Origin of the sequence: Nonomuraea sp. NPDC049624, from assembly GCF_040675255.1 — a bacterium.
In the GTDB taxonomy this organism is placed as follows: Bacteria; Actinomycetota; Actinomycetes; order Streptosporangiales; family Streptosporangiaceae; genus Nonomuraea.
On sequence record NZ_JBFAOR010000009.1, the window covers coordinates 480696 to 500108 of the forward strand.

Below are 19413 nucleotides of genomic sequence, written 5' to 3' on the forward strand. Positions count from 1 at the left end.
CCGGGGTCAGGAGCCGGAGCGCAGGTCCTCGGCGGCCTCTTGGTAGGCGCGGGCGGCCCGGTCGAAGTAGTCGTAGAGCACGTCGAGGTGCTCGGCCGGGTAGTCAGCGAGGATGTCGCCGATCTTCTGCCGGACGGGGGCCATGACCGCGTCGAGCTGGGCGGGCCTGCCGACCGGCTCGACGATCACCTTGCGGCGGTCGTCGGGGGCGGGCACGCGGCGGACGTACCCGGCCTGCTCCAGCCGGTCGATCAGCCGGGTGGTCGGGCCGGTGGTCAGGCCGGTGCGGACGCCGAGCTCGCCGGGGGTCATCGGGCCGGCCAGTTCGAGGATGTTCAGGGCGTACAGGTCGGTGGCGCCCAGGCCGCAGGCTTTGGCGCCGGCGTGGCCGTGCAGCATGACCGCGCTCAGGTAGCGGCGGTAGCGCCGGCCGGCGTCCGACGGGTCGGGGGTGTTCGGCACGCGGTCCTCACTTCCTGTCCTCCTTCTTGGGGAAGATAAATCCTCCAAGAAGTAACTTCTTCTGCGAAGTTACCACGCGGGAGACGCGCAGGCGTCCCAGCGCGAGCAGGAGGAGGGTCGTGAGCACCACGGCGGTCAGCAGGACGGCCAGGTTCAGCGGGGTGCGCAGGAAGCCCAGCGCCACGATCAGCGTGGTCGCGCCGCCGGGCGGATGGGAGCTGTCGGTGGCCAGCATGCCCAGCGTCGTGCAGGACAACGCGATCACGACGGCGAGCACCCGGCGCCCGTCGATGTGCCCCAGGTCGGGCGCGGTACGCGTCAGCCCGGTGAGGGTGAGGGCCAGGTAGCCCCCGGCGGCGCTGATGGCGTGCCCGGCGACGGTACGGCGGGGAGCGGCGGCCGGCGCCCCCGGCGCGGTGAGCACCAGGTAGATCGTCGGCCCCAGGGACGGGAAGACGAACGGCTGGTGGGCCAGCCAGGCGACCAGGGCGGGCACGCTGATGCACACCGCGGCCCGCGCGGCGACCGCGCACGCCGTGGCGACCCGCGCCCTGACCGCCCGCCGCTCCCGGGCCTGGCCGCCGGCCGCCCCCTCCGCGCCTTCCGTTCCTTCCGTTCCTTCCGCGGCGGCTTCGGCGCTCATCGGGGCAGCGCGCCACCGCGGGAGCGGTAGACGATGTACGGCCTGGCCAGGTAGGCGACGGGCGCGGCGAAGGCGTGGACCAGGCGGCTGAACGGCCACAGCGCGAACAGGGCCAGGCCGAGCAGCGTGTGCGCCTGGAACACGAACGGCGCCGAGGCCATGGCGTCGACGTCCGGCTCCAGTTCGAGCAGGCTGCGGAACCACACCGACACGCCGAGCCGGTAGTCGTAGTGGCCGGACGGCCCGAGCAGCGTGGCGACCAGCCCGGCGAGCAGCACGGTGGCCAGCACCGGGTACAGGACGCGGTCGGAGCGGCCGGAGGCCCGGCGCACGGCCCGTACGCGCAGCCGCCGCCACAGCAGCACGCCGAGCCCGATCACGGTGGCCAGCCCGGCCAGCCCGCCGACGACCAGCGCGTTGAGCCGGTACATGGGCTCGCTCACGTGCACCGCCTCGGTGAACCGCTCCGGGACGAGCAGGCCGACGAGGTGACCGGCGATCACGAACAGCAGCCCGAAGTGGAACAGCGGCCCGCCCACCCGCAGCAGGCGGCTCTCGTGGAGCTGGCTGGAGCGGGTGGTCAGCCCGAACCGGTCGTAGCGGTGACGCCAGACGGCCCCGGCGACGAACAACACCAGGACGACGTACGGCAGAACGCCCCACAGGGCGATGTCGAGATGCCTCATCGGCGGACTCCTCCGGGAACCTCAGGCAGGACGGTGAGGCCGACGCGTTCGGCGGGCGGGCCGAGCGCCGTCCGCTCGTCCACGACCCGGCGGTCGGCGGACGTGGCGCGCGGCAGCGTCAGCCGCACGGCCTCCACGACGGCGGCGTAGCGGCTGCGGCGGGCGGTCAGGCCGGCGTGCAGCAGGTCGAGGCCGGGCCGGTGGTCGCGCAACAGCCGGATGCCGGGCCCCGGCACGCGGGCGGCGAACTCCAGCATCACCGGCAGGAAGTCGGGCAGCTCGCCGGCGCCGGGCCGCCAGCCGTGCGCGCGGTAGAGCGTCTTGAGCTCCAGCAGGGACTCGCCGCGCCGGCGGGTGTCGCCGTCGCCGTAGTAGGTCATGTGGAGCGTGCGCCGGCCGCTGCGGTCGAACGTGGACACGTACGCGGCGCCGGCGTCGAGCGCGGGCAGGGCCGCCGCCTCGGCGCAGAAGCCGCGCAGGCGCTCGGCGGCGGCGCCGCCCGTCACGCCGAGGGCGTCGCGGACCAGGCCGAGGCGGGCGGTCCAGTCGTCGCCCGGGTAGCTCAGGAGCAGGGAGGCGGCCTGGTGGATCAGGCGGGCGTCGTAGCGGTTCACTCGGCCGCCTCGTCCCTGGGCGGGAACAGGCCGTCAGGGGCGCCCTTGCCGTCCCAGTCGAGCAGGTTGACCCGGCCGCGCAGCCGGTCGTCCCTGGTGACGGGGGCGCTGTGGAAGCTCTCGGCGAGCATGCCGGGGCCGCCGGGGGCGTCCAGGCTGCAGCCGGCGTGCCCGGCGGGATCGGCGGGGTCGGTGTGATCGGAGGTGACGTAGGCGGTGGGGATGACGTACCGCTCGTCGTACTTGGCGAGGGCGAGCAGGCGGTACATGCTCTCCAGGTCGGCGGCCCGCAGGCCGGTCCCGGCGGCGATGCCCGGGTCCGGCTCGTCGCCGAGGTTGCGGGCCCGCATGTGGGCGCGCATGGCGGCCAGGCGGTGCAGCGCGGCCTCCACCGGCGCCGGGTCGCCCGCGGTGAACAGCTCGGCGAGGTAGCCGACCGGGATGCGCAGCGAGTCGATGGCGCCGAACAGGTTGCCCGCGTCCTCGCCGTCGTGCCCGGTCTCGGCCAGCGCGTCGACGATGGGCGACAGCGGCGGGACGTACCAGACCATGGGCATGGTGCGGTACTCCGGATGCAGCGGCAGCGCGATGCGGAACTCGGTGATGAGCCGGTGGACGGGCGAGCGGCGGGCCGCCTCCAGCCAGTCGTGCGGGATGCCCGCCGCCTCGGCGGCGGCGACCACCTCGGGGTCGGCGGGGTCGAGGAAGCAGTCGAGCTGCGCCGGGTACAGGTCGCGCTCGTCCGGGACGGCGGCGGCCGCGCCGATGCGGTCGGCGTCGTAGAGCATGACCCCGAGGTAGCGCAGGCGGCCGACGCACGTCTCGGAGCAGACCGTCGGCTCCCCCGCCTCGATGCGCGGGTAGCAGAACGTGCACTTCTCGGCCTTGCCGGTCTGGTGGTTGAAGTACACCTTCTTGTACGGGCAGCCGGACACGCACATGCGCCACCCCCGGCACCGGTCCTGGTCGACCAGCACGATGCCGTCCTCCATGCGCTTGTACATCGCCCCCGACGGGCAGGCGGCCACGCACGACGGGTTGAGGCAGTGCTCGCAGATGCGCGGCAGGTGGAACATGAACGCCCGCTCGTAGTCCAGGCGCACGGTGTCGCTCACCTTGCGCAGGACGACGTCGGCCGACAGCTGCTCCGGGCCGCCGCCCAGGTCGTCGTCCCAGTTCGGGCCCCAGGTGACGGCGGTCGGCCGCCCGTCGATGAGCGAGCGGGGCGGCGCGGTCGGCACGTCGTCGCCGAGCGGCGCGCTGGTGAGGTTGTCGTAGTCGTAGGTCCACGGCTCGTAGTAGTCGTCCAGGCCGGGGAACTCGGGGTTGGCGAAGAGCGTGGCCAGGCGGCGCAGCCGGCCGCCGGCGCGGGGGACCAGACGGCCGTGGCGCAGCCGCCAGCCGCCCCGCCAGCGCTCCTGGTCCTGCCAGCCCCGCGGGTAGCCCTGGCCGGGGCGGGTCTCGACGTTGTTGAACCAGGCGTACTCGGTGCCCGGCCGGTTGGTCCACGTCTGCTTGCAGGTCACCGAGCAGGTGTGACAGCCGATGCACTTGTCCAGGTTCATCACCATGGCGATCTGGGCCATCGGTCGCATCAGTAACGCACCTCCTGATCCCGGCGGCGGACGACGGTCACCGCGTCGCGCTGGTTGCCGGTGGGGCCGTAGTAGTTGGGGGCGAAGGAGAGCTGGCCGTACCCGCCGATCAGGTGGGTCGGCTTGACCAGGAGCTTGGTGAGCGCGTTGTGCACGCCGCCGCGCCGGCCGGTCGTCTGCGACTTGGGCACGTTCACCAGCCGCTCCTGGACGTGGTACATGAACACGGTGCCGGGCGGCATGCGGTGGGAGACGACGGCGCGGGCCACCACGACGCCGTTGACGTTGACGGCCTCGATCCAGTCGTTGTCGGCCACGCCGATCGCGGCGGCGTCCTCGACGCTGATCCAGATGACCGGGCCGCCCCTGGCCAGCGTCTGCATGAGCAGGTTCTCCTGGTACTCGGAGTGGATCGACCACTTGGAGTGCGGGGTGAGGTAGCGCACGTTCACCGCCTTGCCGCCGTCGGGCGCGGCGGGCAGGCACTCCCCCAGCGCGTCGAGGTCGAGCGGCGGCCGGTAGACGGGCAGCTGCTCGCCCAGCTCGGCCATCCAGTCGTGGTCGAGGTAGAAGTGCTGGCGGCCGGTGAGCGTGTGCCAGGGCTTGCGGTGCTCGGTGTTGATGGTGAACGGCGCGTAGCGGCGGTCGTGCCCCTCCGCGCCCGACCACTCGAAGCTGGCCCCGGCGGCCACCGGCCGGTCCTGGGTGTCGGAGAACACCGTGCGGCGCCCGGCGACCGACGCGCCCAGCTCCGACAGCCCCGAGCCGGGCCCGCAGCGCTCGGCGAGCCGGTCGAAGCCCTCGGCGGCGATCCTGCCGTTGGTGGTGCCCGACAGCGCCAGGATCGCCTCGCACAGCTTGACGTCGCTGTCCAGCAGCGGACGGCCCTCGGCCGGGCCGCCGGCGGCCGTGCCGCAGCGCGCGGCCAGCCAGGCCGACTCGGGGCCGGGCCGCACGGTGACGCCCTTGACGGTCATGCCCTGCCGCTCGGCCAGCGGGCCGAAGGCGGCCAGCTTGTCGGCGATCGCGGTGTAGTCCCGCTCGACCAGCGTCACCGCGGGCATGGTGCGGCCGGGCTCGGGCGTCTCGCCGCTCTCGCGCCAGTCGGGGACGCCGCCGCCGGGCTGGGCGATCTCGCCGGGCGTGTCGTGCTGGAGCGCGGTGGCCACCAGGTCGTGGGCGACGTCGAGGCGGCCGGCGGCCAGCTCGCTCAGCTTGCGGGCCAGGGAATGGAAGATGTCGAAGTCGGTGCGGGCCCGCCAGGGCGGGTTGATCGCCGGGGTGAAGGCGTGCACGAACGGGTGCAGGTCGGTGCTGGACAGGTCGTGCTTCTCGTACCAGGTGGCGGCGGGCAGCACCAGGTCGGCGAAGAGCGTCGTGGACGTCATCCGGAAGTCGAGGGCGAGCAGCAGGTCGAGCTTGCCGCGCGGCGCGTCCCGCCAGGTGACCTCCCGCGGGCGGCCGGACGGCGGCGCCTCCTCGGCGGTGGCGTTGTCGGGCGCGCCCAGCAGGTGGCGCAGGAAGTACTCGTTGCCCTTGGCCGAGGAGCCGATCAGGTTGGCCCGCCAGACGGTGAGCACCCGCGGCCAGTTCTCCGGCGCGTCGGGGTCCTCGCAGGCGAACGCCAGCCGCCCGGACTCCACCTCGCCGGCGATCCAGCGGGCCGGGTCGGCGCCGCTGTCGTGGATGCGGCGGCCCAGGTCCAGCGGGTTGGCGGCGAAGGTGGGGTAGCTCGGCATCCAGCCCAGCCGGGCCGACTGCGCCACCAGGTCGAGGGTGTGCCGCCCGGCGAACCGGCGGGGCCCGGCGGGGCTGGACAACGTCCCGGCGGAGAACCGTTCGTAGCGCCACTGGCCGGTGTGCAGGTACCAGTACGGCGTCCCGGCCATCTGGCGGGACGGGCGCACCCAGTCGGCCGCGGTGGACAGCTGCTGCCAGCCGGCCAGCGGCCGCACCTTCTCCTGGCCCACGTAATGGGCCCAGCCGCCGCCGTTGACGCCCTGGCAGCCGGTGAGCAGCAGCAACGTCAGGAAGGAGCGGTAGATGGTGTCGGAGTGGAACCAGTGGTTGGTGCCCGCGCCCATCATGATCATGGCCCGGCCGCCGGTGCGCTCGGCGGTGGCGGCGAACTCCCGGGCGATCCTGATCGCCTGCGCGGCCGGGGTGGAGGTGATGCGTTCCTGCCAGGCGGGCGTGCCCGGGGCGGCGGGGTCGTCGTAGCCGGTGGGCCACCGGCCGGGCAGGCCGGGGCGGGCGACGCCGTACTGGGCCATGAGCAGGTCGAAGACGGTGGTGACGAGCCGGTCGCCGACTCGCCGGACCGGCACGCCCCGGCGGACGACGCCCGGCTCGTCGAAGCGCGGCAGGACCACCTCGGCGCCGTCGCAGCCGGGCGCGTGCAGGGTGAGCAGCGGGTCGAGGTCGCCGAGGTCGAGGTTCCAGCGTCCCTGCTCGGCGCTCCAGCGGTCGCCCAGCGTGCCGTTGGGCGCGACCGGGCGGCCGGTCGCGGCGTCGAGGATCATCGGCCGCCAGCGGGCCGCCTCCTCCTGGCCGCCCAGGTCCGCCGAGGTCAGGAACTTGCCGGGACGCAGCCCGCCGTCGTCGTGCTCCTCCAATCGCACCAGGAAGGGCAGGTCGGTGAAGCGCTTGACGTAGCCGGTGAAGTGCGGGACCTGCCGTTCGGCGAAGAACTCGCGCAGGATGACGTGCCCCATGGCCACGGCCAGCGCGCCGTCGGTGCCGGGATGGGGGTGCAGCCACTCGTCGGCGAACTTGGTGGCGTCGGAGTAGTCGGGCGAGACCACGATGACCTTCTGACCCCGGTAGCGGGCCTCGGTGACCCAGTGGGCGTCGGGGGTGCGGGTGACCGGGACGTTGGAGCCCCACAGCATGAGGTAGGCCGCGTCCCACCAGTCGCCCGACTCCGGCACGTCGGTCTGGTCGCCGAAGACCTGCGGCGAGGCCACGGGCAGGTCGGCGTACCAGTCGTAGAAGGACAACATCGGCGCGCCGATCAGCGACATGAACCGGGCCCCCACCGCGTGCGAGGCCATCGACATGGCCGGGATCGGCGAGAACCCGGCCACCCGGTCGGGCCCGTACGTCATGAGCGTGTGCACGTGGGCCGCCGCGGCGATCTCCAGCGCCTCGTCCCACTCGATGCGGACCAAGCCGCCCTGGCCGCGCGCCGACTGGTAGCGGTGGCGTTTGCGGGGATCGGTGGTGATCTCGGCCCAGGCCGCGACCGGGTCGCCCAGGCGCGCCCTGGCCTCCCGGTACAGCTCCACCAGGACGCCGCGGGCGTGCGGGTAGCGCACCCGGGTGGGCGAGTAGGTGTACCAGGAGAAGGCGGCGCCGCGGGGGCAGCCGCGCGGCTCGTACTCGGGACGATCGGGGCCGACGCTGGGGTAGTCGGTCTGCTGGGTCTCCCAGGTGATCAGGCCGTCCTTGACGTAGACCTTCCAGGAGCACGAGCCGGTGCAGTTGACCCCATGGGTGGACCGCACCACCTTGTCGTGCGCCCACCGGCGCCGGTACGGGGAGTCGTTGACCTTGTCCTCGCCGCGGTACACCGCCCGCCGGTCGGGCGTGGTGTCGGCGCGCAGCAGGTGGGTGCCCGCCGCCAGCAACCGGGCGGCCGCCGTGTCGGCGGCGCGTTCGGCTCGTGTCAGATGCATGCGTATTCCGCCAGGCACGACACATGACCTCCTCGCATGGAGATGATGCTTTCGGGTATGCGCGCCGGCCCGGCCGGGACGCGGCCCTCTCCCTGCGCCCGGAAACCGGCGAATCGACTGAAAGTAAAGGCGTGCAGTCAGACGACTGTTTCTAGCATGCGACAGTGTCCATATGGAATCTGTTAGTTCCGCGAGGAGGTTTCGCCGCCCCCGAAAACACAATTAAGTCTTTCGACCGAAATTTCGCGAAATAAGGGGAAATAGCGGCTGATATTGGCGGATCAGGTGGTCAGGAGTCGGCCGCCTCGGTCAGCCGCCGCAACACGCGGACGAGCGTCGCGTGGTCGTCCGGGGCCAGTTTCTCCAGCGCCTGGCCGATGCGCTGCCGCCGCGCGGCGCGCAGCCGCTCCAGCACCTCCCGGCCGGCCGGGGTCGTGGTGATGCGGATCTCCCGGCGGCTGTGGGCGGCCGGAGCCCTGCTCAGCAGGCCGGCGGTGTCCAGGCGGTCGACCACCCGGCCGGCCGCCGACAGCGACATGTCCAGGCGACCGGCCAGGGAGCGGAGGTTCATCGGGCCGTGCCGGTCGACCGCCAGCAGCACCCGCAGCCGGGGCACGGACAGGTCGCCCAGCGCGGCCATGGCGTCGAGCGTCGCCTCCACCAGCACCAGGGACGCCTCCTCGATGTGCCATGCCGAGTCGTCCATGACCGCACCTTCGAGCGGTGTCGTGGAGCGGCCGGGGAATACCGAAGCCGCTGGTCCGACATTTTCCCACATAACGGGCCATCCATTCATCACTCCGCCGACGGCCGAAAGGAAAGTCCTAGCAGGCGGCCCGCCCTTGACGCACCCCGGCCGGCACGGGCCCGGACGACGCCGCCGTCCGGCGGAGCGACGTTGTTCACCCCCCATGACAGTGCTTTTCCCGTGAGGTTTTCACATGGTGATGAATTGCGGGCCCTCAGGGACGCCGTCCGGGTTCGTCGACCAGGCCGGTGCCGAGCTGGGCCGTCCAGGTGACCGGGGTGCCGGCGGGCACGTCGGCGCTGCCTCCCGTCCACGTGAAGGCGCGGTCGGTCACGCTGACGCCGTAGGTGCCCAGGAAGCGGTAGTCGGCGGGGCTGAGGATGAGGTCGTAGCGGGCCCAGTCGCCGGTGTAGCTGAAGGCGACGCCGCGCCGGCCGGCGGCGTCGACCGCGTCGGGGGTGACCTGCACGCCCTCGATGCCCGACAGGGCGCGGAACAGCGCGGCCCGCACCCGCGGCGGGAGCGCCTGCTCGCCCATCAACTGGTAGATCGCCTGGAAGAGCCGCTCGTTCATGGGAGTCGGCGGGTCGCCGGCCGACGACTCGAGCGGGCGCAGCGCGGCCCTGAGCCGGTCGGTCACGGTCTGTGCGGTGACGGGCTCCACGGCCAGGTCGGCGGCGCCGACGCCGGGGTGGGTGTACTGGACGAGGAGCTCGCCCTTGTCGTCGTACCAGGCGATCTTCTTGCCGTCGACGCTCGTCCACACCTCGGAGGTGATCCGCCTGCCCGTGTCGACCCCGTACCCGCTGTAGGCGCCGGGTGCGGCGCTCAGTCCCTTGACGTAGAGCCACTGGTCGCCGCGGGCGCCCGGGTCGGGGGCGCCCTCCGCCGCGCCGGCGGCCCATTCGCTCAGCTCCCGCACGCTCGCCACCGGTGCGGCGCCGGGCGCACGGGTGGCGGCCCAGCCGAGGCCCGCCAGGACGGCCAGGACGAGCGCCGTCGCGAGCCGCCACACCGGACGCGCCGGGCGCCGCCGGGGCGGCGCGGGCGTCCGTAGCGCGGTCAGCAGCCTGGCCCGGGCCGCGCCCTCCGCCTGCGGCGTCATCTCCGGGACGGAGCGGCGCAGTCGCCGCACCGCGTTCAGGTCGTCCATCAGTTCTCCTCCTCCGCGGGAAGCACGGCCTTGATCTTCTTGCGCGCGCGGTGCATGCGGGAGCGCGCGGTTCCCGCCGGGATGCCCAGGGCCTGCGCGGCCTCCTCCAGGCTCATGTCCTCCCACGCGACGAGCAGCAGGACGTCGCGGTCGCCGGGCGACAGCGCCGCCAGCGCCGCCAGCAGCCGGCGCTCCTCGCCCTGGGCCGCGACGCGCCGGGTGACGACGTCCCCGAGCGGCTCGGGCAGCGGCTCCGCCCCGGTACGGCTCAGCGCCCGCAGGAGCCGTTCCTCGTCGCGCCGGTGCCGGGCGATCAGCTTGGTGGCGATGCCGTACAGCCAGGGCCTGGCCAGGCGGACGGCGGGATCGTAGGACGCGCGGCGGCGGAAGGCGGCCAGGAACGTCTCCGCCACGATGTCGTCGGCGGCCTGCGTGCCGAGCCGGCGCGCGACGTAGAGGTGGATCTGCCGGGCGTGGCGGTCGAACAGCGTGGCGAACTGTTCGGGGTCGTCCCGGGAGCGGAGGATCACCTCCGCGTCGTCCTGCTCCGAGAGGTTCTGCAGGGTCACATCATTCCTTCCACGGGGACGGCGGTCATCTCGCTGTCTCCCGCAGGCCGCATCATCGTTCACGGCGGGGGCGGGCAGGCCGCGAGGGCCGTCCGGTGGAAGGTCAGGGGATGCGGGCCACGGCTCCGTAGTTGCCGGACGAGGCGGGGGCGTCCGCGCAGGCCGGGTCGTCGTCGGCGGCGGGACGCCACTCGGGCACCCACACCAGGCCCGGCTCCAGCAGGTCGAGACCGTCCAGCAGGTCCGCGACCTCGGCGCGGGTGCGCACGTTCAGGCCGGGCAACGTCATGGCCAGCATGCCCCGCACGGCCGGGGCCAGCTCCCCCGGCACGCCGTCGAACGTGATGTGCAGCAGCCCGAGGAAGCTGCCCTCGGGGACGGCGTGCCGCAGCCGCTTGACGACGGTGCGGGCGCATTCGTCGTCAAGGCTGTGGGCCGACAGCAGCAGCACGGCGATCGGCCGATCCCAGTCGAGGAACGTCTGCACCACCGGGTCGCCGAGCATCTCGTCCATCTCCCGCACGTCGCCGTCGACCACGCGCACCAGGTCGCAGAACGGCTCGATGGTGGCCTGGGCCAGCGTCAGGGCCATCGGGTCGCTCTCGACGTACACGACGCGGACGTCCGGGCCGGGCGAGGTCAGGCGGGCCACCTCGTGCAGGCGGCTGCCGCCCGAAGGGCCGTTCGGCACGCCGCTCCCCACGATCATGAATTGGTCCACGCCCTCGACGGCGGCCAAATGACCGATCACTCGCGTCAGGTATTCAAGAACGGCACGGGCCGCGGTGGTGGCGACGGGAGTTACTTGATCGAAATGGCGAACCAGGTCCCGGTCGGCGAGGAAGTTGTTCTTCCCGCCCGCGGCGGCGTCAAGTATCCGCGTGATCCTGGCGTGCGCCGTGCCAAGCCTGGCCAAGTTGCGGACAGCACGCTGGCGCATGAGCGTTGCCCCTTTCCCCTCGCCGCCACCTTCTTGCGGTAGGCGATCTTTGGACTTCACTCGTGACTCAGACCATATGTTCCAACAATTCCAGTTAATGACAATGGGGCAGACCGGTTATTTCGGGAAATGTTTGTTACCAGAACTTCCGGGCTAGATCATCGGGCCGCCGTCCGCGCGTAGGATCGGCGGATCGACAGGGAGGTGGCCGTGGCGGAGGAGCATGCCGCACCGCTGGCCGGGATGCGGGTCGTGGAGCTGTCCAGCTTCGTCGCCGCGCCGCTCGGCGGGATGACGCTGGCCCAGCTCGGGGCGGAGGTCGTCCGGGTCGATCCGGTCGGCGGCGGGCCCGACGCGCGGCGCTGGCCGCTCGCGCCCTCCGGCCGCAGCCTCTACTGGGCGGGGCTGAACAAGGGCAAGCGCTCGGTCACCGTGGACCTGCGTTCGGCCCGGGGGCGTGCGCTGGTCGCCGAGCTGGCCGTCGCGGCGGGCACGGTGCTCACCAACGCGCCGCCCCGGGCCGGGCTGTCGTACGAGGAGCTGGCCGGGCGTCGTCCCGATCTGGTGTACGCGCGGCTGCTCGGCCACCGCGACGGCCGTCCCGCCGTGGACTACACGGTCAACGCCGGGCTCGGCCTGCCGTACGCGACCGGCCCCGCCGGCCACGACGGCCCGGTCAACCACGTGCTGCCGGCCTGGGACGTCGCCTGCGGCCTGTACCTGGCCGTGGGCCTGCTCGCGGCCGACCGCCACCGGGCCGCGACCGGCCGGGGACGCCGCCTCGACGTGGCCCTGCACGACGTCGCCCTGGCGACCATGGGCAACCTGGGCCTCCTGGCCGAGGCCCAGCTCGGCGGCGCCGGCCGGCCGCGCATCGGCAACGACCTCTACGGCGACTTCGGCCGCGACTTCGCCACCGCCGACGGGCGGCGGCTCATGGTCCTGGTGCTCACCGAACGCCACTGGCGCGACCTGGTCGCCGTCACCGGGCTGTCGCGCGTGGTGTCGGCGCTGGAGGAGGCGCTGCCCGCCGACTTCCGCTCCGAGTCCGACCGCTACGTCCACCGGGAGGCGCTGGGCGGGCTGCTCGCGCCGTGGTTCGCCGCGCGCACGGCGGCCGAGGCCGAGGAGGGGCTGAAGGGCACGTCGGTGCTCTGGTCGCGGTACCGGACGCTGGCGGAGCTGGCCGCCGGCGGGGCGGCGGCGCTGCGCGCGGAGCCGCTGATGGCCCCGCTCGACCAGCCGGGCGTCGGCCCCCACCTGGCCCCGGGCGGCCCCCTGCTCCTGGACGGCCGCCAGACCCCGCCGTCGCCCGCGCCCGAGCTGGGCGAGCACACCGACGCGGTGCTGGGCGAGCTCCTGTCCCTGTCCCCGGCACAGGTGGCCGCCCTGCGCGCGGAGGGCGTGGTCGGCTGACCGCGATTTGGTCATGACCGAAACCGTGGTTACGGGCCCGAAAGATGAGAAGTCGCGGGAGCGCTCCCAACACGCCGAAACACCCGCCGAGCTGGTCTTACCTGAAGACGATCCAAGTTTCACCTAGAAAGCGCCGGACAGAACACTGCCCGCCCGGACTTCCCGCCCGGACTTGACATCGCAGGCAGGCCCTTTGCGGTCCCCCTTGTCCTGCATCGTTCCACCGACTGCGCCATAACCCCTGACCTGGGCTTTCAGGCCGACACTACTGTTAGTCAGCAGGCCCGCAAGTTCCGGTGGGTCCGTTATCCGATATTGCGGTGGCCGTCGCCGGGACAGGTGACATACTGCGTTGGGAGCGCTCCCGTGACCCTTCGATGACGCCCACGAGGACCGGTAGTGAACCATCCCGACCCCCTGCTCGACGTCCCGCGCCCCTGGGCCGCCCACATCTGGTGGATCGCCCTGGCCGTCGGCGCGGCCGGCTTCGCCTTCGTCTGGCTGGCCACCCCGCACGCCCGCGAGATCGACACCGCCTGGCAGCTCGCCGCCAAGCTGCTCGCCTTCGCCTGCCTGTGCTGCGCGATCGCGTTCTTCCCCTGGGTGTCGCCGCGCCTGCACTGGTTGCTGTACGCGCCGTTCGTGTTCCTGACCGGCTACCTCATCCCGAGGATCAGCTGGTTCTACTACGGCGACGGCGCGCGGGCACACGGCGACGACTTCTACACGCACCTTTACCTGCTGCTCTACCCGGGGATCGTGCTGACGGCCGCCGCCGCGTACCGGATCGGGGGCGGGTCGCCGGGCCGCTGCCTGAAGATCATGGCGAGCGGGGTGCTGATCGTGTTCTCCGGCTTCCTGGACGTGATGTGGCAGGTGGTCAACCCGGTCGAGATCCCCGACCGGATCGACGCCCCGCACATCAACCTGTTCACCGGCGGGCCGATCCCGTTCTGGGGGGCGGTCGTGTTCACGCTGGCGCACGTCCCGGTCGTCGCCGGGGTCAACCTGCTGCCCCTGGACCGCTGGATCGGGCGCCTGACCGGGGTCGGCGCCGACACGGACGCCACCCGGAGGAGGTGACCCCTTGCCGAACAGGCCAGCCGTCGACGTCTCCGTGGCGGCACCCGCGTACAACGAGGCGGACAACATCGCGGCGGCGGTGACGGAATGGCGGGAGTACCTGGAGCGCCACCCGGGGGTGGCCACGTGGGAGATCGTCGTGTGCGACGACGGCAGCTCCGACGCCACCGGGCCGATCCTGCGCGAGCTCCAGGAGGACTGCCCGCAGCTCGTCGTCGTCACCTTCGCGTGCAACCGGGGCGCGGGGGCCGCCATCGCCGCGGCCGTCGCGCGCACCCGGCTGGACTGGGTGGTGCTGCTCGACTCCGACGGCCAGTTCCCGATCGCCAACCTCGACGCGTTCCTGGAGCGCATCCGGGCCGGCGGCGGGCCGGCCTTCTCGGGGGCGCGGGTCAGGAAGGCCGACAGCCTGCCGTACCGGTGGGGGTCGGCGGCCAGCGGCGCGGTCAGCAACCTGCTGCACCGCACCCGCTACCGCGACTTCAACTCGATCTTCAAGGTGGTGCGCGGCCCGCTGTTCAGGGCGCTGCCGCTGGAGTCGGCGGGGATGAACTGCTCCACCGAGATCACCGCCCGCGTGGCCGAGCTGGGGCACGTGTGGGAGGAGCTGCCGATCGAGCACCGCGAGCGCGGCGGCGGCAGCCGGGGCTGGCGGTTCTGGCGCGGGGCGCGCGACCGGGCGCTGTTCGTCGGCTACCTCGGGCTGCGCCGCTGGTTGCTGCGCCGGGGCGTGCTGCGGGCGCCGCTCGCGCCGTTCCCGCTGGGCCGCTCCCCGCTGGAGGAGGTGCGGTGAGCACGGTGACGCGCAGGGTGTCGGTGGCCCTGTTCGGCGGCGGGCGCGGCGGCGCCGGCATCGCCCGCGCGCTGTTGCGCACCCCGGGGACGAGCCTGTCGCTGCTGGTCAACGGGTACGACAACGGGCTGTCCACGGGCGCGCTGCGCCGCTGGCTGCCGGGCATGCTGGGCCCGTCCGACTTCCGCAAGAACCTGCTGCTGCACCTCGACCCCGGCGACCCGCGCCACACGCTGCTGGAACGCCGGCTCCCGCCCGGCGCCACCCCGGCCGACCTGGACGCGCTGATCGGCGACGTCGCCGCGGCGGGCCCGGCGGAGGCGGCGCGGGAGCTGCGGGTCGTCGCCGGCCGCCTGGCCGCCCGGCCGGGCGGGCTCGACCTGGCCGACTGCGCGCTGGGCAACCTGGTGTTCGCCGGGGCGTACCTGCGGCTGGGCGAGGACTTCAACGCGGCCGTCCGGGCGTGCGCCCGCACGTTCGGCTCGCCGGTGCGGCTGCTGAACGTGACCGGCGGCGAGAACGCGTTCCTCGTCGCGCTCAAGCAGGACGGCCGGGTGCAGGCCGACGAGGCCGACATCGTCGCGCCGCAGGACGGCGTGCCCATCACCGGCCTGTTCCTGCTGCGCGAGCCGCTGTCGGCGGCCGACCGCGCCGCGCTGGCGGGACGCCCGGCCGAACGGGTGCGCGAGCTGCTGGCCCGCCGGTCCGCCGTGGTGACGCCGAACCCCGAGGCGCTGCGGGCCCTGGCCGGGGCCGACCTGATCGTGTACGGCCCCGGCACCCCCCACTCCTCGCTGCTGCCCAGCTACCTGACCCCGGGCCTGGCCGAGGCCCTGTCCGGAAGCGGGGCCGCGGCCAGGGTGTTCGTCGTGAACGTCGGCGGCGACCACGACGTCCAGGGGCTGACGGCCACCGACCTGGTGGACCGCACGCTGGCCTACCTGGGCGACCCGGGCAACGAGCGGGCCACGATCACGCACGTGCTCAGCGGCCGGGGCGCGGGCGCTCCCGCCGTGCCGGCCCGCGTGCTGGAGCGGGGCTCGTGGGCGGGGGCGCGCTGGATCAGCGCCGACCTGGAGGACCCGGCCCGGCCCGGCGCCCACTGCGGCCCGCGTACGGCCGAGGCGCTGCTCGCGGTGCTCGGCGAGGCGCCGCTGGCGCGGGCCGGGTGAGCCGGATGCTGCCCTGGACGGTCTGGCTGTGCGACCTCGACGGCACGCTGGTGGACTCGGCCCCCGCGCACGAGGCCGCCTTCCGCCACGCCCTGGCCGAGCACGCGCCCGGCGCGCTGGAGACCTTCCGCTACGCCGACCACGCGGGCGCGAGCACCGCCGCGGTGGCCGCCCGGCTGACCGGCGACCCGGCGGCGGCCGGCCGGCTGGCGCGGCACAAGCAGCGGCTCTACCGCGGCTACGTCGAGGCGGGCCTGGTGCGGCCGTTCCCCGGCGCGCGCCGCCTGCTGGCCGCGCTGGGCGCGGCGGGCCGGGCCGCGTACCTGGTCACGGGCGGCAGCCGGGCCTCGGTGGAGCGGGTGCTGGCCGCGTGCCCGCTGCCGGTGCGCGGCGTGCTGACCGCCGACGACGTGCCGGTGAGCAAGCCCGACCCGGGGTTCTACGCCGCGGCCTGCCGCCGCTGGGGCGTGCGCCCGGCCGCGGCCGTGGCGCTGGAGGACTGCGCGCACGGCGTGGCGTCGGCCGTCGGCGCCGGGCTGGCGACGCTGCACGTGCACACCGCCGAGCCCGCGCCCGGCGCGGTCGCGGCCCCTGACCTGGACCACATCGTGTCCCTGCTGGAGAGGTGATCGGCGACGTGAGTGAACGGCGGGTGTGCGCGGTGATCCCGGCCGCCGGACGCGGGACGCGGCTCGGCCACGACCTCCCGAAGATCATGATCAGCCTGGCCGACGGCGTCACCGTGTGGGACGTCCTGCACCGGCGGCTGCGCCCGGCGGCCGGGCACGTGCACGTGGTGGTGTCCCCGGCGGGCGCGGGGCCGTTCGGCGAGCTGGTGGCGGGGACGCCCGGGGTGTCGGTGAGCGTTCAGGAGCGGCCGACCGGGATGGGCGCGGCGATCTTCGGCGCGGCCGGGCACTGGGCCGGGTACGAGACGATCCTGGTGGTCTGGGGCGACCAGGCGAACCTGTCGGCGCGGACCGTGCGCCGGGTCGTCGCCGCCCATCCGGGCGAGGGGCTGACCCTGCCGCTGGTGCCGATGGACGACCCGTACGTGGAGTACGAGCTGGCCGGGGGCGAGCTCGTCCGGGTGCGGCAGTCGCGCGAGGGCGAGGCGTGCCGGCCGGGCGGGCTCAGCGACATCGGGGTGTTCTGCCTGGCCACCGCGGGCCTGCGGGAGGCGTGGGAGCGGTACGCGGCGGGCGCGGCGCGCGGCGCGGCCACCGGCGAGGTGAACTTCCTGCCGTTCCTGGCGCATCTGTCGCGGGCCGAGGGATGGCCGGTGACGGTCGTGCCGGTGACCGACCCGGCCGAGGCGCGCGGCGTCAACACGGCCGACGACCTGGAGTTCGCCCGGCGGGCGTACGCGCGGTGCACGGGCTGAGTGGCCGCGCGGCGGACCTCGTCCGTGGGCACCGGTGGGCGGCGGGGCCGACGCTGGTGAGCACGGCGGCCAGCGGCCTGGCGGCGGCCACCACGCTGGTCGTCGCGCGGGGCGCGGGGGCGAGCGCGTTCGGCCGGTTCACGGTGGTGTTGTCGATCGCGTTGATCGTCACCGTGGTGATGTTGACGAGCCTGCACTACGTCGTGCTCCAGGAGCTGCCGCGGGCCGCGCCGGGCGAGCGTCCTGCGCTGGTCACGACGGCGCTGGCGGCGACGCTGGCGATGAGCGCCGGGCTGGCCGCGCTGGGCCTGCTGGCCGCCCCGCTGCTCACGCCCGCGCTGAACGTGGACGTCCCCACATTGGCCTACGGGCTGGCGCTGGCGGCGTCGATGACAGTCAACCAGCTCGCGGACGGGTTCCTGCGGGGGCTCGGCCGGTTCGCGCTGGTGGCCCGGCTCAAGCTGGCGGTCGCGGTCGCCTACCTGGGCGCCGCCTGCTTCTGCCTGCTGGTGCTGGGCATCAGGGACGCCGGGCCGTACCTGGTCGCGCTGATCGCGACGAACGCGGCGTTCGCGGTGGTGGCGACGGCGGCGGCCGGGGTGCGGCCGCGGGCGTTCTCGGCGCGGCTGGCCCGCTCGCTCTACCGGCACGGCGCGTACGTGACGGCCGTCGCCGCGCTGACCGGCCTGCTGTTCGGCGTGGACGTGCTCTACCTGAACCACTGGGCGGCCCCGGCCGACGTCGGCGTGTACGCGGTCTACAACGGCTTCCCCAAGCGGCTGCTCGGCGTGGTGTTCACCGACGGCGTGCTGCTGGTGCTGCTGCCCAGGATGGCGACCGCCGACAAACCGCTGCTGATGCGGCGGATCGCCCGGCTGGTCCCGGCCGTGGCGGGGGCGACGGCGGTCTTCTCCTTCGCCGCGAGCACGGTGTTCTTCCTGCTGATGGGCGGCGAGTACCCGTACTCGACCGGGCTGATGACGCTGTCGGCGCTGGGCATCGGGGCGCACACGGCGTTCAACCTGTACTCGGTGGCGCTGTCCATGGACGGGGTGCGCGGCGCCCGCGTGCTGATCGGCTGCCTGCTCATGAGCGCGCCGGTCGCGCTCGCCGTGCCGGCCTGGTGCGTCCGGTGGCACGGGGTGGCCGGCGGCCTGGCCGGGTTCGCGCTGGTCAACCTCCTCCTGCTGGCCGTCGTGGCCGTGACGGCCGCGCGCGTCTACCTCAAGGACCTGTCATGAGAATCGCCTGCGTGGTCAACCAGTTCCCGCCCAACGTCACGGCGGGGCTCGGCCGCTACGTCGAGCTGATCACCCCGTGGCTCGCCCGCGAGCACGAGCTCACCGTCCACACGCTCAACGTCGGCGACCTGCCGGTGGACGAGCGCGTGGACGGCGTCACCGTGCACCGGCCGCGCGTCCGGCTGCCCGGCGCGCGCGGGCGGCGGCTCAACCGCACCCGTCGCGCCGAGTTCCTGCTGCTGGCCGCGCAGGTCGTGGTCAGCGACTGGCGGTACGTGCGGCGGCTGCGCCGCGGCGCGCGGCCGGACCTGGTCGCCGTGCACGACTCGACGAACTTCCTGGCCGCCCTGCTCTGCCACCACCTGCTGCGGCTGCCGGTGGTCCTGCACGTGCACACCACCGAGTACGGCGTGGCCGCGCAGCGCAGCATCCGCGACCCGCTGAACCTGTTCGCGGCGCTGGAACGCCACCTGGCCCGGATCTCGCGGCGGGTGGTGGTGGCCACGCCCGAGGTGCGCGAGCAGCTTCTCGCCGCGGGGTGGCGGCGTACGCCCGTCGACGTGGTGCCGCTCGGCGGCACGTACGAGCGGGTCGTCGCCGATCCGGCCTTCGACCTGGACGCGCTGCGGCGGGGCGCGGCGGCGCTGCGGCGGCGGCTGGGGTTGTCCGAGCGGGACAAGGTGCTGCTGTTCGTCGGCAGGATCGAACGCCAGAAGGGCGTCTACCAGTTGCTGGAGGCGATGCGGACGGCGTCGGCCGCCGTGCCGGGGCTGCGGCTGCTGATCGTCGGCGAGGGGGACGAGGTGGGCGTCCGGCGCATCGTGGCCGCGACCGGGCTGCGCGGGCGGGTGCTCACCTCGGGCCGCTTCGTCACCGGCCGCGAGCTGCTGGAGTACTACGAGCTGGCCGACGCGTGCGTGTTCCCCTCGCTGTTCGAGCCGTTCGGGCTGGTCGCGACCGAGGCGATGGCCCTGGGACGGGCGACGCTCCTGGGCGACGGCTTCTCCCGGATCTTCCTCGGCGACGACCCGGCGCGGCCCGCGGCGCGGTTCGTCCGGGCCGCCGAGCCGGCCGACATCGCGCGCGGGATCGTCGACGTCATGTCGGACGAGGCGCTGCGGCGGTCGCTGGGCGAGCGCGGCGAGCGGTTCGTCCGCGAGAGCCTGAGCTGGGAGCGCGCGGCGGCGGCCACGACCGCGGTCTACCGGGCGGCGCTCAAGCCGCCCGCCTCCTAGAG

General features: G+C 74.0%; 18 protein-coding genes. 8 read left to right on the forward strand and 10 right to left on the reverse strand.

Going from position 1 to position 19413, the window contains the following annotated elements; genetic code table 11:
• Window positions 1-6 precede the first annotated feature (6 nt).
• The 10 genes from AB0J76_RS36060 to AB0J76_RS36105 all read right to left on the reverse strand — a co-directional run bounded on the left by AB0J76_RS36060 (window position 7) and on the right by AB0J76_RS36105 (window position 11087).
• Window positions 7-462 carry a MarR family transcriptional regulator gene (locus AB0J76_RS36060; RefSeq protein WP_352326904.1) on the reverse strand — a complete coding sequence of 152 codons (456 nt, stop codon included), beginning with the start codon at window positions 460-462 and terminating at the stop codon, window positions 7-9.
• Window positions 463-469: 7 nt separating this feature from the next.
• A complete protein-coding gene (locus AB0J76_RS36065) occupies window positions 470-1105 on the reverse strand; it encodes an HPP family protein (protein ID WP_352326903.1) in 636 nt (211 codons plus the stop codon).
• Window positions 1102-1791, reverse strand: a complete 690-nt coding sequence (narI, locus tag AB0J76_RS36070) for a respiratory nitrate reductase subunit gamma (protein ID WP_352326902.1) — start codon at window positions 1789-1791, stop codon at window positions 1102-1104. The genes AB0J76_RS36065 and narI overlap by 4 nt, the downstream gene beginning before the upstream one ends.
• A complete protein-coding gene (gene narJ, locus AB0J76_RS36075) occupies window positions 1788-2405 on the reverse strand; it encodes a nitrate reductase molybdenum cofactor assembly chaperone (protein WP_352326901.1) in 618 nt (205 codons plus the stop codon). The genes narI and narJ overlap by 4 nt, the downstream gene beginning before the upstream one ends.
• Entirely contained in the window at window positions 2402-4000 is a 1599-nt protein-coding gene (gene narH, locus AB0J76_RS36080; protein WP_352326900.1) for a nitrate reductase subunit beta, read from the reverse strand. Before narH ends, narJ begins: the two co-directional genes overlap by 4 nt.
• Complete coding sequence (locus tag AB0J76_RS36085) at window positions 4000-7677, reverse strand: nitrate reductase subunit alpha (RefSeq protein ID WP_352326899.1); 3678 nt, start codon at window positions 7675-7677, stop codon at window positions 4000-4002. Before AB0J76_RS36085 ends, narH begins: the two co-directional genes overlap by 1 nt.
• 289 nt (window positions 7678-7966) lie before the next feature.
• Window positions 7967-8383, reverse strand: a complete 417-nt coding sequence (locus AB0J76_RS36090) for a MarR family transcriptional regulator (protein WP_352326898.1) — start codon at window positions 8381-8383, stop codon at window positions 7967-7969.
• Between the two features lie 256 nt (window positions 8384-8639).
• A complete protein-coding gene (locus AB0J76_RS36095; RefSeq protein ID WP_352326897.1) occupies window positions 8640-9578 on the reverse strand; it encodes a CU044_5270 family protein in 939 nt (312 codons plus the stop codon).
• Entirely contained in the window at window positions 9578-10147 is a 570-nt protein-coding gene (locus AB0J76_RS36100; RefSeq protein ID WP_352326896.1) for an RNA polymerase sigma factor, read from the reverse strand. Before AB0J76_RS36100 ends, AB0J76_RS36095 begins: the two co-directional genes overlap by 1 nt.
• A 103-nt stretch (window positions 10148-10250) precedes the next feature.
• Window positions 10251-11087, reverse strand: coding sequence for an SAM-dependent methyltransferase (locus tag AB0J76_RS36105; RefSeq protein ID WP_352326895.1), 837 nt, complete (start codon window positions 11085-11087; stop codon window positions 10251-10253).
• Between the two features lie 210 nt (window positions 11088-11297).
• Between AB0J76_RS36105 and AB0J76_RS36110 the strand changes: the two genes are divergently transcribed.
• The 8 genes from AB0J76_RS36110 to AB0J76_RS36145 all read left to right on the forward strand — a co-directional run bounded on the left by AB0J76_RS36110 (window position 11298) and on the right by AB0J76_RS36145 (window position 19411).
• Window positions 11298-12503 (forward strand): CoA transferase, encoded by a 1206-nt coding sequence (locus AB0J76_RS36110; RefSeq protein ID WP_364392156.1) that lies wholly within the window; start codon window positions 11298-11300, stop codon window positions 12501-12503.
• Between the two features lie 399 nt (window positions 12504-12902).
• Entirely contained in the window at window positions 12903-13586 is a 684-nt protein-coding gene (locus tag AB0J76_RS36115; RefSeq protein WP_352326589.1) for a hypothetical protein, read from the forward strand.
• 4 nt (window positions 13587-13590) lie between these two features.
• A complete protein-coding gene (locus tag AB0J76_RS36120) occupies window positions 13591-14379 on the forward strand; it encodes a glycosyltransferase family 2 protein (RefSeq protein WP_352326588.1) in 789 nt (262 codons plus the stop codon).
• On the forward strand, window positions 14376-15551 hold the full coding sequence (locus AB0J76_RS36125) for a 2-phospho-L-lactate transferase CofD family protein (RefSeq protein WP_352326586.1): 1176 nt from the start codon (window positions 14376-14378) through the stop codon (window positions 15549-15551). Before AB0J76_RS36120 ends, AB0J76_RS36125 begins: the two co-directional genes overlap by 4 nt.
• Before the next feature lie 5 nt (window positions 15552-15556).
• Window positions 15557-16180, forward strand: coding sequence for an HAD family phosphatase (locus AB0J76_RS36130; protein WP_352326584.1), 624 nt, complete (start codon window positions 15557-15559; stop codon window positions 16178-16180).
• 8 nt (window positions 16181-16188) lie between these two features.
• A complete protein-coding gene (locus tag AB0J76_RS36135; protein ID WP_352326583.1) occupies window positions 16189-16935 on the forward strand; it encodes an NTP transferase domain-containing protein in 747 nt (248 codons plus the stop codon).
• Complete coding sequence (locus AB0J76_RS36140; RefSeq protein ID WP_352326581.1) at window positions 16923-18176, forward strand: hypothetical protein; 1254 nt, start codon at window positions 16923-16925, stop codon at window positions 18174-18176. The genes AB0J76_RS36135 and AB0J76_RS36140 overlap by 13 nt, the downstream gene beginning before the upstream one ends.
• Window positions 18173-19411 (forward strand): glycosyltransferase family 4 protein, encoded by a 1239-nt coding sequence (locus AB0J76_RS36145; RefSeq protein WP_352326579.1) that lies wholly within the window; start codon window positions 18173-18175, stop codon window positions 19409-19411. The genes AB0J76_RS36140 and AB0J76_RS36145 overlap by 4 nt, the downstream gene beginning before the upstream one ends.
• Window positions 19412-19413: the final 2 nt, after the last annotated feature.

Bases quoted from the DNA above. Each gene is read 5' to 3' on its own strand.
- AB0J76_RS36105 (WP_352326895.1), bottom strand. From the start codon at position 11,087: ATGCGCCAGCGTGCTGTCCGCAACTTGGCCAGGCTTGGCACGGCGCAC.
- AB0J76_RS36130 (WP_352326584.1), top strand. From the start codon at position 15,557: ATGCTGCCCTGGACGGTCTGGCTGTGCGACCTCGACGGCACGCTGGTG.
- AB0J76_RS36095 (WP_352326897.1), bottom strand. From the start codon at position 9,578: ATGGACGACCTGAACGCGGTGCGGCGACTGCGCCGCTCCGTCCCGGAG.
- AB0J76_RS36090 (WP_352326898.1), bottom strand. From the start codon at position 8,383: ATGGACGACTCGGCATGGCACATCGAGGAGGCGTCCCTGGTGCTGGTG.
- AB0J76_RS36085 (WP_352326899.1), bottom strand. From the start codon at position 7,677: ATGCATCTGACACGAGCCGAACGCGCCGCCGACACGGCGGCCGCCCGG.
- narI (WP_352326902.1), bottom strand. From the start codon at position 1,791: ATGAGGCATCTCGACATCGCCCTGTGGGGCGTTCTGCCGTACGTCGTC.
- narH (WP_352326900.1), bottom strand. From the start codon at position 4,000: ATGCGACCGATGGCCCAGATCGCCATGGTGATGAACCTGGACAAGTGC.
- AB0J76_RS36065 (WP_352326903.1), bottom strand. From the start codon at position 1,105: ATGAGCGCCGAAGCCGCCGCGGAAGGAACGGAAGGAACGGAAGGCGCG.
- AB0J76_RS36145 (WP_352326579.1), top strand. From the start codon at position 18,173: ATGAGAATCGCCTGCGTGGTCAACCAGTTCCCGCCCAACGTCACGGCG.